The organism is Paenibacillus sp. J5C2022, assembly GCF_025567625.1.
Lineage (GTDB): Bacteria > Bacillota > Bacilli > Paenibacillales > Paenibacillaceae > Pristimantibacillus.
In genome coordinates this window covers 29917-44504 of record NZ_JAOQJC010000030.1, presented here as the reverse complement: position 1 = coordinate 44504, position 14588 = coordinate 29917, and the positions used below count along the sequence as shown (strand labels likewise).

Here is a 14588-nt window from a genome sequence, read left to right as displayed (position 1 = left end):
CATGAAAAAACAGACAAACAAGAAGGAGCTGCTGCCGCAACTGGGAGGAGCGATAAATGCGCTATTTCTTGGCCTTTTCTCATTGGCTACATTATATCCTTTCTGGTATGAGGTAGCAGCGTCATTCAGCAGCAGCAGAGCAATTACTTCAGGTGAAGTGATGCTTTGGCCTGTCGAATTCAACATCGAAGCTTACAAACGTTTATTTGACGACGGACAGCTGTTCATTTCTATGAAAAATACGATATGGGTTACGCTAGTAGGCACATTGCTGAATATCGTATTGACGATACTTGCAGCTTATCCTCTATCGAAGAAGCGACTGCTTGGCCGAAGTGCTTTGTTAATGTTTATAACGTTTACAATGCTTTTTGTGTCAGGTCTTATTCCGAACTTTATTTTGGTCAAATATTTAGGACTGATGAATTCCTATTGGTCGCTGTGGCTGCCTGCGTTAATAAGCACCTACAACATGTTTGTCATGAAGACCTTTATGGAAGGGCTGCCCGAAGAGATTGAAGAGTCCGCCGCGATCGACGGAGCAGGGGACTGGCGGATACTTGTGCAAATCATTATGCCGTTGTGCAAGCCAATTGTAGTTGCGCTGTCTCTGTTCTATGCGGTGGGCTGGTGGAACAATTATTTTCAGGTGATGCTCTATATTGGGAAATCCAGTAAACAGACGCTTATGCTCAAGCTTTATCAGATGATCAGGCAGGTGGATCAGCATCTGCTTAACCCTGCTGGCGGATCTGAAGGGGTTATGCAAGTGATGTTGACGCCGGAGGCGATTAAAGCTGCCGCGATAGTCATTGCGATAACGCCGATTTTATTTGTATATCCGTTTTTGCAGAAGCATTTTGTAAAAGGCGTTTTGATCGGCTCAGTGAAAGGCTAATTTTGAAAATAAGGGGATAGCAATATGATGCATTGGAAAAAGACAGGTGCTGTATTGGTGACTGTTATAATGCTGCTTTCGATATTGGCTGCATGCAGTTCTAATAAGGAGACGCCTGAGCCATCAAATGAGAGTGGAAAGCCGACAGGCGAGCAAACAGATAATAAAGGCAGCGAGCCGAATAAACCAAAAGGGAAAATTAGCATTTCAATGTTTGACCGCGGGTGGGTTGCCGCAGATGAAGGTACCTATGAAAGCAACCGCTGGACGAAGTGGATCAACGAAAACTCCCCTACCGAGGTGGAGATTATTCCAGTACCTAGAAACGAGGCACAAAGCAAGCTGAACGCCTTGATCGCTTCAGGCGAAGCTCCTGACCTTATCTGGGAATATGATCGCAACTATATGACGCAATTGGCGGCGCAGGGCGCTATACAGCCGATCGGAGAGTATATTGAAAAGTACAGCACCACCTACAAAGCTTATTTGGAAAACAACGCTGACTTGCTGCCTTATTTGACCGTGGACAACAAGGTGTATGCCATTGCTTCCAAGCGCGGAGTAGATGCTATTGCCAACCATGCGATGTGGGTTCGCCAGGATATTTTGGACCGCTTGCAGCTAAAGGCCCCAACTACGGTTGAAGAACTGATCGAGGTAGCGCGCAAAGTGAAGGAAGACGATCCGACGATGACTCCTATTGCATTTAACGGCAATGGCAATCCGATTATGCGAGCGCTGTTCCAAGCAGTTTCGGATCAATGGTATTTAGAGGATGGCAAGCTGGTTAACGGCAGAACGCTGGATCGCCACCGTGATTCTCTTGCTTTTCAAAAGCAGCTTTTTGATGAAGGACTAATTGATAAAGAATATATTACAGACAACAATTTTGAACGGGCTAACCAGCTCTGGGTAACGGGCAAAGCGGCGATTATGTTCGGCGCATGGGATATGCCTAACCAATTCCGCGACTTAATGGCGAATGTTCCGGATGCGAAGATGGTTCCACTTGAGCCGTTCGCAACACAGTATGGCAAAACAGGATTGTACCAAGAAACACCGGCAAACATCTATGTCATGTTCAACAGCGAAATGAGCGAAGAAAAAATCAAGGATGCGATTGCCTATTTGGATTGGATGATTGAAGATAACTGGTTGCCACTGAAAAAGGGCAATGAAAATAAGCATTACAAGCTGGTGGATGGCGTGCCGCAAACGCTTGATAGTGAACAATTCCGCAAAGAGGTTTTATATGCATTCGAGTATGCCGTTGTTCATCAATGGAACCCGGAACCGTCCTGGTTTCCGATTTTGGCGGCGCAGGATGATGTAGCGCAAGCGTATGCTAAACAGCAGTCTGTATCGATTGAAACTGCGCTTAAAAATAAATTCCGCAGAGATATTGCCTATAACCCGGATCTCCCTGAGCTGAGCCAATTAATTGCCACATTCAAGCCGATTGCTGAGCAAATTGAGACGAAGGTCGTAACAGGAGGCAGCGCTATGTCGCCACAGCAAGGAATTGATGAGATCCGTAAAGAGTGGAAACGTCTTGGCGGAGAAAATATCGAGACTATGGTGCAAGAATGGTACGAAGCTAATAAAGAAAATCTTTAATGTAGCGATTGCATCGTAACAATAGTGGAGGGGCAGCAGCATGGAACAGCTGCCTCTGCCTCTCTGCGAATAATGAGTAGTTGCAATAAACTTTGGGAGGATGAAAGATGAGGAGAAAGAAACGCTCGACTAAAGCATTAGTCCAATTGCTTATTCTGGCCATGATCTGCGCACTATTTCAGATGAACAACATGTCTGTCTATGCTAATGATCCGGGGGACGTCGTTCAAGGTGGAGCAACAGAGCTTCACGCGCTCCAGATGTCACCATCGGATGATTCATATGTGCGAGGCTCGAACGGTTTTGCTAATACCAACTTTGGCGCGGAGAAGTCTTTGGTAATCAAGAAGGGGAGCCCGGAATTAACTCGCGAGAGCTACATGAAATTTGACTTCACCGATTTTTCCGCAGAAGTAGAATCCGTCACTTTGGTCGTGTACGGCGCTGTCGGGGAAGGAAGCCAAGCAAGTATTCAGCTTCATAGCGTAACAAACAATGATTGGACAGAAGAGACAATCTCTTGGAACAACAAGCCTTCCTATGCATCTGATGCAGTGGCTTCTATTACATTGGACAAAGAAGTAAGGGGCTATGAGGCCGATATTACAGATCTGGTAATAGATCAGCTGGCAGCAGATAAGAAGGTTAGTATTGCCTTTGTTCAGCCTGAAATGCCTGGAGGGCAAGGACTAGCCGCCGTTTTAAACAGTAAGGAAAGTGACAGTCAACAACCATATGTGGAAGTGAAATATAGGGCGCCAGAGGATCTTGAAGCACCTGTCTGGCCAAATGGCAGTGAACTAAAAGCGATTCAGACTGCAGATGATACAGTTGAATTGCAGTGGACACCGGCTATAGACGATCAAATGGTTGTATCCTATCGGATTTATCAGAATGATGTGCTGATCGCCACAGTGCCAGTAACTCTAGAGCATTACCATGCAGCGGGGTTGGCACAAAAGCAAACTTATTCCTTTAGGGTGGAAGCGGGAGATTCATCTGGCAATTGGTCACAGAGTGGGCCGGAAGCAGTCGTAACTATGCCAAGCTTTGTTAGACTTTCGGTTGTTGAGGACACCCATGTTAACTCAGGCAGTGCAAGTCAGTCGAATTATGGCACGAGTGACAAGCTGATCGTCAAAAATATGAAGGCTGACCCTAATGTGACTCGCCAAGCTTTTATGAAATTCAAAATGGAAGCGCTGCCAGAAGAGGTCGGCACTGCAACTCTTAACTTCTATGGAGCTGTTTCAGATGGCGGCGGCAGTGCGATCGATATGGCTGTGTATGGATTGGAGGATCATTCCTGGAAAGAAGCAGAAATGACCTGGATCACGAAGCCGAATGTTATACATTTCTTGAACAAGGTTCCGTTGAATACGACTTGGAAATGGCATCAGGTTGATGTTACCTCCTATGTAAAGGATCAGATTAGCAAAGGAGAGACCAATGCCAGCTTTGGTATAGTACAGTTAGCAGATGTTGGACTCGTAGCAATCATTAATAGTAAGGAAAATACAGAGAATCGGCCTTATCTATCTATCAACAGCTCACGTGCAAATGCGGCGGCGCCAAGCTGGCCAACGGGCAGCACCTTGCAACTGCAGAGCATGGAAGAGGAAGGAGTGGCGTTCCAATGGGGGGCAGCGGTAGATCCGACAGGTGTTACGCAATATAGGATCTATCAAAATGGAACATTAATTGACACCATAAGCAGCCAAGAGGAGAGCTACTTTGTTGAAGGTCTTATTATTGGCGAACGCTATACCTATAAAGTAGAAGCAGGAAATGCGGCAGGAGAGTGGAGTCAGGATGGTCCGATTCTAACCGTTACTCCGCCAGACACGAAGTTCAAACAGACTGTACTTGGCAATGTGTTTTTGAATGATGAGCCTATACAGTTCATCGTTGAGACAGTCAGGCCGAATGTGAGCTGGAAAGCCTTCAATCTGAATGGAACGAAGGTTGCTGAGGGCACGGCAAAAGCCTTTAATGGGCAGGCAACGTTTACAGTTCCCGATCGTGGACTAGGATATTTCACACTCGAAGCACAGGCTGAGAAAGGCGGCAGCTTGCCGATTATGTTGGAAACAACTTATTCCGTGCTTGCACCTTTCACAGCACCAGCGAATGGCAATTCACCGTTCGGGATGAATACGCATTTGCATCGCATTGGATACGGCTGGAATGCAGATCTTGTGAAGCTTGTGAAATATGCAGGCGCCAGCTTTGTTCGTGATGGTATAGAGTGGCAATATATTGAAAAAGAAAAAGGAATCTATACCTACTTTCCTGATCTCGAAAATTATATGGCTAGATTGAAGATGGAAGGCATTCCGCTGCTGTTTGTTGCCGCTTATAATAACCAATTTTACGATAATAACGGAACCCCTTATACAGATGAAGGGCGACTAGGCATGGCGAATTACGCAAAGGCATATGTGGAGAAGTATAAGGACCAGATTTTCGCCATGAATGTGTACAACGAGTTTAACGGCGGATTTGGCAAACGCGGCAATAGCCCTGCCAATTCACAACCAGAATATTACTTTGAATTATTGAAGAAAACCTACGAGGTCGTACATGCGGAGCATCCAGACTTGCCGATTGTCGGTATTGTATCTGCTGGCATCAGCCTGGACTGGATCGAAAAAGTGCTCGAGCTGGGAGGTATGGATTATCTTGATGCTATTGCAGTACAAGAATACGTGTACCCCAACGCTCCTGAGGAATTAGCAGAGAAGCTGGAAGATTTGAAAACATTGATTAAAAAGTATAATGACGGAAAATTGGTTCCGATTTGGCTGACGGAATTTGGATGGCCAACCTTTGTTGGATCTCGCGGAGTCAATGAGAAGCTGCAAGCAAATTACCTGCTGCGAGCGCATGTCATCGCATTAAGCAGCGGTGTGGAAAAAATGATGTGGTACGATCTGATGGACGATGGCATGATAGCGGATTTGAACGAAGATAATTTTGGAATGATCCGAAATGAAAAAAGCTTGTTGGGGGCCTATACAGCCAAGCCGGCTTATTTGAGCTATGCGGTAATGACGCGAGAGCTGACCAACGCACAATTTGAGGAAGTAGAGGTAGTCGAAGCGCCGATTCACAGCTATCGCTTTGTCCAGGATCAGCAGCCAGTTCGAGTGGTCTGGGCAACGGAGGATACCGTTATCCAGATTGCAGCGGATGCTCCAATCGAGATCACAGATATGATGGGCAATACCGAGCTGTATTCTCCACTCAATGGAAAGATAATGCTTTCCCTTACTGGAGAGCCGTATTATGTGAAAGGCCACATCGCTCAAATTACTGTTGAGCCTAATATTACAATTAGCGGCGTAGCTACCGTTGTAGGGGATGAAGGACAATTTGCAATCTCAATGACCAATACGGGCAAATCGAAGCTCTCCCTTACTATGGATGTTGAAGGGAAGCAGCACCCTATTTCGATAGAGCCTGGTCAGACAATTAGCAAAGAAATTACAGTAATGGGCGCACGTGATGGCTATCGATATATTTCGGTTTATTTAATGGAAGGAGATAAAAGGGTTGGTAAGCTTGGCTATGAGCTGAAGGTTGAGAAAGCCAGAGAAGTAAAAGTACGTCCGATCATGGAGCAAGCGGAAGGCGCGGAAGGACAGTATAAGCAAGCGCTTCATATTGATGTTGCCAACTTCAGCAAGCTTCACGCACTTGATGTGCAGGAAGTGGAGTGGAATATTGGGAACCAATCTGGTAAGCAGGCTTGGAATACCAGTATCGATCCTCAGGCGTCAAAGCAAATTAGCATCCCTCTTCCTTCTTTCGGATTCGGGGATAATTACAAGACTTCCGTACTTGTGAAATTTAGTAATAGTGATGTGTATCGATACGAAGGCAATTTCGGTTTTAACCCGGTTACAGAGCGAACGGTGAGAGTGAATGGAGAAATTGAGCCGGAGCTTGAAGCAACAACTCCAACAATCGATTTGTCAAAAGGTAAGGAAGTTATCCTGTCAGGCTTTAGCGGCAAGATCGATGTTCGTGGAAATGTGTGGCTTCATTATGACCGCGACCATCTCTATCTGACAGCACAAATTAAGGATGAGATCCACTCTGCAAAGGCAGTCGGCAACCAGATTTGGAATAATGACAGCGTGCAGTTTGCGATTTCATCAGGTGTACCTGGCGAGAGCAGCAGCTGGTATGAAATTGGGTTGTCCGAGACGCCCGAAGGCCCGCAAATGTATCGATTCGCTGCTCCGCCAGATATTGATAAAGGGGCAATCAAGTCTGGCAAGCTAGTCGTAAAGCGTGACGAGGAGAAAAAGATTACCGTATATCAAATGTCGTTGCCATGGTCTGAACTGGCACCGGTGCTTCCGCTCCGAAATGAAGTCATGAGCTTCTCCTTGCTTGTTAATGACAACAACGGCGAGGGCCGACGAGGCTGGATGGAATGGGGATCGGGGATCGGTCTTACGAAGAGAGCTAGTCTGTTCCGTACCATGCAGTGGATGCATACGAAGCCTGCTCCGGTTGCAGCTGACGCTTCATACAGTGTGAAAGCAGGGGAGGAACTGCGCGGCATGCTTAAGAATGAGAATGCTTCAGGAAGCGCAGTAACCTATGAAATTGTAACTGCCAGTAAGCAAGGAACGATTGAGCTGATTGATCCTGCAACTGGCGAATTTCTCTATACTGCCAAAGTGTCAGCAGCGGGAGAGGATCAATTTCAGTTCCGTGTTTATGACGGTTATAGTTATTCCAATACAGCAACGGTCAAGCTGGCTATCAATAGTGAGCCGAAGCCGCCGACATATCCGCCTGTATATCCAGGAGGCGTGACGCCTAACGAGTCCACTAATGGGGAACTGTATGTGCCTGCAGGTATGGGCGGTGAAGTAAGCAAGGGTCAGCAAATTAAGCTGAGCATCCCGGAAGGTGCGACCAATGTTAGCGCACGCTTCAAGCTCAAGGAGTGGAAGGAAGAGCTGCCAGTTCAGAAAGGAGATCGTCTTCTAAGCTCTGTTTACTTGCTGAGTCAGGATAGGAATGCCGAGCTGAGCAAGCCGGCTGTACTTCGCATCGCTTATGAAGGTCAGCTGAAAATAGGTGAGGAGGCAGTCCTTGCTCGCTACGATGAGAAGTTAAAAGAATGGGTGAAGGTAGGAGGCAAATCTGGTGAGCAGAGTGTCACTGCAGATATCAGCGAGCTGGGTATCTATGCTGTGGTAATCTTCGCGAAGAAGGAGGCGGAGCTGCAGAAAGAGCTGAAAGACATCGCCGGACATTGGGGACATGCGTGGATTGAACGTGCAGTAGAGGCGGGACTTATTACCGGCTACCCGGATCATACGTATCGTCCGGACCAGGCGGTTACCCGTCAGGAACTGGTTACGATTCTGGCAAGAGGCATGAAGTTGCTGGAAGATGAAGCGGATGAGGATGCAGGTAGTGCAGTGGTATTTACGGACACTGCGAAGATCAGCAAGTTTGCAACTGAAGCGGTACAGCGGGCAGTAGCAGCCGGATGGATTACGGGCTACGAAGACGGCAGCTTCCGACCGCAAGAAGGAATTATGAGGATGGAGCTCGCAGTGGTTCTGGAGCGGATCAGAGCTTCAGTCGATAAGGCAGCAGATCAGGGTGCCGATGTAGAAATGCAACTGAGCGGCTTAAAGGATGCAGAGCAAATCCCGCTATGGGCACAAGGATATGTAGCGCAAGTGCTGGCAAGCGGCCTGATGGAAGGAACAGGAGGCGGCCAGTTCAAACCGCTGGCAACGGTCACCCGGGCTGAAGCTGCTGTGATCGCGGTGCGAATGGTCCAACAGTTGATAAATGAAGTTCAAGAATGACGGGTACAATGCTCTATCTCATGTTCAACAGCGAGATGAGTGAAGAAAGACCGTCCAGAAGAAAGAATCAGCCGTGCTGTACCCAAATTCTATCGTTTAGCTAATTTTGTGAAACGCGCCTTCAGTGTCCGCAGGACGCTGAAGGCGTTTTTGACATGCGATATTTGCAAGGATAGATTGTCTATATGAGAAGAGGCACCGGATTATCATTTTTGTTCGAGCAGGCAATACGGTATCCATACATGGACAACGCTCTAATGATAAATTATGAAATATTATGTAAATTCCAATCTGCTTAAGGATGAAGACGATTTCGTCAAACAAGCCATTGAGGAAAAGTTCAATGTAGAGCCGAACGTCGTCAATGCTACGGCCGAGCGGCAGCAGAAGCTGAATCTGATGCTGTCGCCGGACCCGGTTAGATTAGTTCATGTTCTACAGTCGGGAGGCCGCCGATTACAACGAGATGGGTGGGTTGGCCGATCTGTCGGACTATACATCAAAGGCATGCTAATTGGCGCGATTAAAGGCTAGGGCCGCTTCGCAGCATCTCGACGAATCGCTCCGCGGCGAGCGGCAGCGCCGTATCGCGGCGGACGGCAAGGCCGATGCCGCGGGATGGCAGCGGCTGCTCCAGCTGCAGCCGGAACAGCTTGCCGCTCCGCAGCTCCTCGTCCACGAAGGAGCGGGTGATGAAGGCCGCGCCATAGCCTTGCCCCGCGAACTCCGCAAGCAGATCGACGCTGCCCAGCTCCATGTCCGGCTTCACGGCCCGCCCTTGCGCGGCGAACCAGCGCTCGACATGCGTTCGCGTGCTGCTCCCCGGCGACAGGAATAGCAGCGGCAGCTTCGCCAATTCGTCAGTCGATAGCGTACGGCCTGCATATGCCTGATAGCGTGAACCGACAACGAAGCAATCCTCCAGCTCGGCTAACGGCTCGATGTGCAATTGCGCATCGTTCAGGGGCATATGCACGATGGCGCAGTCAATCGCTCCGTCCTTGAGGCGCCGTGCAAGATCCGGCGTCTTGCCGTGAGATAGGCGAATGCGGATTGCGGGATGCTCCTGATGGAACTGGTTCAGCTGCGGCAGCAGCATGTGCTTGATCAGGGAGTCGCTTGCCCCGATCCGAATCTCGCCTTCCTCCAGCCGCTTCAGGTCGTTCGCATGGCGCTCCGCCGCTTCCAGCAGGGAGAAGGCCTGCTCCACATAGGGCAGCAACGCTCGCCCTTCCTCCGTTAATTGCACGCCTTTCGACAGCCGGTGAAATAGCCGGAGACCAAGCGCATCCTCCATTTGCTTAATGCCGTAGCTGACAGAAGGCTGCGTAATGAGCAGCTCCTCGGCAGCCTTCGTTAAATTCCCCTTCCGGGCCGTATAGAGAAACATGCGGTACCATTCCATTTGGATCATATGATATAGATCACCTCTATGCCATCATTCGATTATTGCGATTTCATTTATTCCATAACAATTATTATAATAGGATTAACTGAAATCGGCAATCGAGGAGGAGACGTTATGCAGCCGTTCATTCAACCGCCTTCCGGCGATCTGGAGGCGCGCTCTCCATGGTCTGTAATGGATGAAGCCAAAGAGGTACTTATTGGCAAGTCGAGTGCTCCCATAGCTGGCGATATCATCGTACCGGGCAGCAAAAGTTTGACAAACCGCGCGCTTATCATCGCAGCACTGGCGGAGGGAACGACAAGGCTGGAAGGCTTATTGCGAAGCGATGATTCCTACTGGTGCATCCAGAGCCTGAAGCAGCTGGGCATAGCCGTTAAGGTGGAAGGTGATACGGCAATGGTGGAAGGATGCGGCGGCAAGTGGCCGCATGTATCGGGAGAGATCTACGTAGGCGCTGCCGGTACCGTCGCCCGTTTCCTGCCGGCTGCTCTGGCTGCTTCAATGGAAGGCTTCTGGACGCTGACAGGGAGCAAGCGCATGAGCGAGCGGCCGATCGGGCCATTGCTGAAGGCGCTGGAGGAGCAAGGAGCAGGCTTGACCTACGGGGGAGCGGAGCGGTGTCTTCCGTTCACGCTGGAAGCACACGGATTGAAGGGCGGCAACGTTACTTTGCCGGGCTCGACTTCCAGCCAGTTCATTAGCGGATTGCTGCTGGCCGCGCCTTATGCGGCTGAGCCGTTAGTGCTTCATATCGAAGGAGAAGTTGTACAGCGCGAATACGTGGAGATGACGCTGGAGATGATGCGGACATTCGGCATCTCGCCGGAGGTGTCGCCGGATGGCAGTGTCATCTCCGTCCCGAAGGGGACGTACAGGGCACAAGATATTCGGCTAGAGCCGGATGTATCCACTTGCGGTTACTTCTGGTCGCTCGCCGCTCTGACAGGCGGGCGCATAAGGACAGCGGGCATTCATGCCGATCGCACGAGGCAGCCGGATATTATGCTGCTCGATGTGCTGGAGCGTATGGGATGCACGGTCATTAGAGGAGACGGATTCGTGGAGGTGCAGGGGCCGGAACGGCTGGGAGGGGGATTCGAGCTCTCCATGAGAGAATGCTCCGATCAGACGCTTACGGTTGCAGCCTTGGCACCATTCGCCAGCGGCCCAATCTCGTTGAAGGATGTGGCGCATATCCGGCATCACGAATGTGATCGCATTGCGGCGATCTGTACGGAGTTGCGCAAGCTTGGCCTGACCGTCAAGGAAGCGGAGGACGGATTAACGGTCTATCCGGGGCTGCCTGCGCCGGCTCTGCTGGATTCCCATGACGACCATCGGATGGCGATGTCACTATCCCTGATCGGCATGATGAGCGGCGATATTCGTATCAGCAATCCCGGCTGTGTATCCAAGACATGTCCAGATTACTTCGATCGGCTGATTGGGCTTGGATTGGACGTGGGGATGCGATAAGACATGCTGCTCTTGCATGTGAATGGTATAATGCATAATACAACGCTTAGAAGAGGATGATGAGAAATGGCTGGCAATACGTTTGGCGAGATGTTTCGGATTACGACCTTTGGAGAATCGCATGGAGAATCGGTAGGGGTCATCGTGGACGGGGTTACACCCGGCGTTGAGATAGACGAAGCTTATATTCAAGTGCAGATGGACCGCAGAAAGCCCGGACAGTCCTCCGTCACGACGCCGCGCAAGGAGTCGGACACGGTCTATATTCAATCCGGTGTATTCGAAGGAAAGACGACGGGAACGCCCCTCTTTATTATTCTGCACAATAAAGATATGAGACCAAGCGCATACAGCGACATTCAGCATTCCTTCCGGCCGGGTCATGCGGATTTCACCTATCTGCAAAAGTATGGCTTGCGTGATCACCGGGGAAGCGGCCGGGCATCCGGCAGGGAGACGGCAGGACGCGTAGCCGGCGGTGCCATAGCACGCAAGCTGCTGGAGCGCAGAGGCGTGCAGGTGGTGGCCTACACGCAAGAAGTAGGCGGAATTGCGGGACGAACGTTCGATGAATCGGTCATTGAACAGAATGCGGTTCGGGCTGCAGATCCGGAAGCGGCTGTGGAGATGATTCAGAAGATCGAGCATCTGGCGTCCATCGGCGACAGCTGCGGCGGCATAGTAGAATGCCGGATTCGCGGCGTGCAGCCGGGTCTCGGTGAGCCGGTGTTCGACAAGCTGGATGCAGAGCTGGCCAAGGCGATGCTGTCGATCGGAGCGGTGAAGGGAATCGAATTCGGAGCGGGCTTCGCCGCTGCTGCTATGCAGGGCAGCGAGCATAATGACGAGATGGACAGCGAAGGCTTCGTGACCAATTATGCCGGCGGCATTATCGGCGGCATCAGCACCGGCGAGGAGATCGTATTCCGCGTAGCGGTGAAGCCAACTTCTTCCATCTCATTGCCGCAGCAAACAAGAAACGTAGACGGAGAAGAAGTGGAGATTCGTACGATCGGACGCCACGATCCGTGCATCTGTCCGCGCATCGTTCCGGTGATCGAAGCGATGGCGTGCATCGTGCTTGAGGATCATTACAAGCGTCAGGCCGCGATGCTGGGCTAGTTGACCGCTACTTGACCGAACGCCGCCTCCCCGAGCTGTCCGTTCCGGCACATTTTCGGTTTTTAGCTTTCTCTTTTTCGGGTCATCGACAGCCTTTGTCAGTAGCAATCTAGCTAGACGTGAGGCTGGGTCTGGGCTGTCGATGAGCTCTGCCGGTCAGTGTTGGGGAATTGTATGATTTATCGTTACTACTTAGGTCCATTCGGTACGAGGCACGCTTGATGGAGCTATGTGAGCAAAATGAGCGATAGCGCACAATTCCCACTACTTTTCCGCTTCTATGTGACCATTTTGAGCGATAGCTCCTACTTTTCGGCGGTACGAGGCATGCTTGATGGAGCTATGTGAGCAAAATGAGCGATAGCGCACAATTCCCACTACTTTTCCGCTTCTATGTAACCATTTTGAGCGATAGCTCCTACTTTTCGGCGGTACGAAGCACGTTTGGCGGGGCTATGTGATCAAAATGAGCGATAGCGCACGCCTACCTCTATTTTTCCGAGTCTATGTGACCATTTTGAGCGATAACTCCTACTTTTCGGAGGAATGAAGCACGTTTGGCGCGGCTATGTGACCAAAATGAGCGATAGCGCACAATTCCCGCTTATTTTTTGAGTCTATGTGACCATTTTGAGCGATAACCCCTTACTTGCTTAGTAGACCCAAGTAGGAACGAAAAACCATACAAAAAGTGTAAGTCTCATCCATTTGGAATGGCGCTTGTACGAAAACCGCATAAAATGAGTCCGCTGCTCGTCCTCAATTCTCCAATGATCCGGCATCAGCCTCGTAGTGATTAGAAGTTGCTGCAGCTGGTTCTTAGTAAATCGGCAGTACGGCAGTACCTGTATTATGTATATTGCAGAATTCAAAAATAAGAACAAATGTTCTGTACAAACTTTGGATGAAATAGTATAATGATGTAGAAGTAAGTCGATTTCTCTGAGAATTCATCAGGTTATGTCACACGTCCCCCGCCTCTAATGTCTGTGGTATAATATGAATGTATGCATGTCATACGTTTTGGGAGGGCTATGCCGATGGAACAAGCGGAATTCATGTCGTTGGTACTCAGCAAGCTGGATAAGCTAGACGGTCTCGCCAGTGATGTCTCGGATTTGAAAGAAGGTTTTAACGGACTTAAAGGTGAAGTGGCGAGTCTGAGGGAAGAGGTATCAGATCTGAAGTCGGACGTAGCAGAGTTGAAATCCGATGTGACTGTGCTGAAGTCGGACGTAGCAGAGTTGAAATCCGATGTGACTGTGTTGAAGTCGGACGTAGCGGAGTTGAAATCCGATGTGACTGTGCTGAAGTCGGACGTAGCAGAGTTGAAATCCGATGTGACTGTGCTGAAGTCGGGCGTAGCAGAGTTGAAATCCGATGTCGCAGAGCTGAAAGATCGGACGGATCGCATTGAGAGAAGTATAGAGGGCATGCGTGAAACGTTGGCCAAGACAGCAGAAGACGTGACAGAGCTGAAGATTGGACAAGCACGACACGAATCGATACTGGGACAGCTTGCTCTCCAACACTTCGAAATGAAATATATTTCCAATGAAATGAATACGTGAAAGCTGTATAACTTAAAATAAAGCCATTAGGGGGAGATCGACAAGACTTCCCTTTTTTGTTCGTGATGTGTACAAAATAATGTACAGCCAGTGCATGATATCGCTGAGTGAGAATACGGATTATTATAATAGTAAAAATACGTCATACAAGCCTCCGAACTCGTCCTGCAGGAAGGGAACGGAGGCTCCTTTGCGTACCGCAGTGAGCAGAGGGGGCGGCAATCAGGCACGTGTTAAGGCAGTGTATTGCGCGACGCCGAGCGATCTCTCTCAAGCGTGTTGACATTGCCGTATGTCAGCATGGCGAAGATCATATACAGCACAGTTATGCAGCTTAATACGACATAAGAGAGCGTTAACCCGATTTAGTCCGCTAGCACGCTGATGCATTGAGCAAGCAGCGGCAGGCCATTCAGAGTGTATATGACGAGATGAAGGCGGGACAGCGGGAGAAGGAGAAGTACTATGAGATTCCTCGCAATGTAGACTTTATTTTTCGGAACATTTACGAGCAATGCGAGCTGCAGCTGAAATTTCTGCAAGAATTGAAAGAGGAACTGCTTGCGGAGCCGCAAGGTGAGGGGAAAGAGGAGTAAAAGGAAATCGACACTGCGGCTGGCTTATGGCATAAGAAAGAGTCTTCCGTA

Annotated in this window: 9 protein-coding genes; 8 read left to right on the top strand and 1 reads right to left on the bottom strand. The window is 49.6% G+C overall.

Going from position 1 to position 14588, the window contains the following annotated elements; all coding sequences use genetic code 11:
• Position 1: 1 nt before the first annotated feature.
• From M6D81_RS21580 to M6D81_RS21565, 4 genes are all read left to right on the top strand, one after another.
• Positions 2 to 898: a carbohydrate ABC transporter permease gene (locus M6D81_RS21580; RefSeq protein ID WP_262679114.1), complete on the top strand. Its 897-nt coding sequence runs from the start codon at positions 2 to 4 to the stop codon at positions 896 to 898.
• Positions 899 to 922: 24 nt separating this feature from the next.
• On the top strand, positions 923 to 2515 hold the full coding sequence (locus M6D81_RS21575) for an extracellular solute-binding protein (protein WP_262679112.1): 1593 nt from the start codon (positions 923 to 925) through the stop codon (positions 2513 to 2515).
• 107 nt (positions 2516 to 2622) lie between these two features.
• A complete protein-coding gene (locus M6D81_RS21570) occupies positions 2623 to 8361 on the top strand; it encodes a CBM96 family carbohydrate-binding protein (protein WP_262679111.1) in 5739 nt (1912 codons plus the stop codon).
• Positions 8362 to 8628: 267 nt separating this feature from the next.
• Positions 8629 to 8895: a hypothetical protein gene (locus M6D81_RS21565; RefSeq protein ID WP_262679109.1), complete on the top strand. Its 267-nt coding sequence runs from the start codon at positions 8629 to 8631 to the stop codon at positions 8893 to 8895.
• Here M6D81_RS21565 and M6D81_RS21560 read toward each other — a convergent pair.
• Entirely contained in the window at positions 8885 to 9775 is an 891-nt protein-coding gene (locus M6D81_RS21560) for a LysR family transcriptional regulator (protein ID WP_262679108.1), read from the bottom strand. The two genes, M6D81_RS21565 and M6D81_RS21560, sit on opposite strands and share 11 nt — an antisense overlap.
• A 108-nt stretch (positions 9776 to 9883) precedes the next feature.
• Here M6D81_RS21560 and aroA point away from each other — a divergent pair, with 108 nt between their 5' ends.
• From aroA to M6D81_RS21540, 4 genes are all read left to right on the top strand, one after another.
• On the top strand, positions 9884 to 11248 hold the full coding sequence (gene aroA, locus M6D81_RS21555; RefSeq protein WP_262679107.1) for a 3-phosphoshikimate 1-carboxyvinyltransferase: 1365 nt from the start codon (positions 9884 to 9886) through the stop codon (positions 11246 to 11248).
• 66 nt (positions 11249 to 11314) lie between these two features.
• Positions 11315 to 12370 carry a chorismate synthase gene (gene aroC / locus M6D81_RS21550; RefSeq protein ID WP_262679105.1) on the top strand — a complete coding sequence of 352 codons (1056 nt, stop codon included), beginning with the start codon at positions 11315 to 11317 and terminating at the stop codon, positions 12368 to 12370.
• Between the two features lie 1040 nt (positions 12371 to 13410).
• The gene (locus tag M6D81_RS21545) at positions 13411 to 13941 is read left to right on the top strand and encodes a hypothetical protein (protein WP_262679104.1); all 531 of its coding nucleotides are present in this window, start codon (positions 13411 to 13413) and stop codon (positions 13939 to 13941) included.
• Positions 13942 to 14330: 389 nt separating this feature from the next.
• Entirely contained in the window at positions 14331 to 14537 is a 207-nt protein-coding gene (locus M6D81_RS21540; protein WP_262679103.1) for a hypothetical protein, read from the top strand.
• Positions 14538 to 14588 lie beyond the last annotated feature (51 nt).

Excerpts from the sequence above, each read along its gene's own strand:
- M6D81_RS21565 (WP_262679109.1), top strand. The coding sequence starts at position 8,629 with ATGAAATATTATGTAAATTCCAATCTGCTTAAGGATGAAGACGATTTC.
- aroC (WP_262679105.1), top strand. The coding sequence starts at position 11,315 with ATGGCTGGCAATACGTTTGGCGAGATGTTTCGGATTACGACCTTTGGA.
- M6D81_RS21545 (WP_262679104.1), top strand. The coding sequence starts at position 13,411 with ATGGAACAAGCGGAATTCATGTCGTTGGTACTCAGCAAGCTGGATAAG.
- M6D81_RS21575 (WP_262679112.1), top strand. The coding sequence starts at position 923 with ATGATGCATTGGAAAAAGACAGGTGCTGTATTGGTGACTGTTATAATG.
- M6D81_RS21580 (WP_262679114.1), top strand. The coding sequence starts at position 2 with ATGAAAAAACAGACAAACAAGAAGGAGCTGCTGCCGCAACTGGGAGGA.
- M6D81_RS21570 (WP_262679111.1), top strand. The coding sequence starts at position 2,623 with ATGAGGAGAAAGAAACGCTCGACTAAAGCATTAGTCCAATTGCTTATT.
- M6D81_RS21560 (WP_262679108.1), bottom strand. The coding sequence starts at position 9,775 with ATGATCCAAATGGAATGGTACCGCATGTTTCTCTATACGGCCCGGAAG.
- aroA (WP_262679107.1), top strand. The coding sequence starts at position 9,884 with ATGCAGCCGTTCATTCAACCGCCTTCCGGCGATCTGGAGGCGCGCTCT.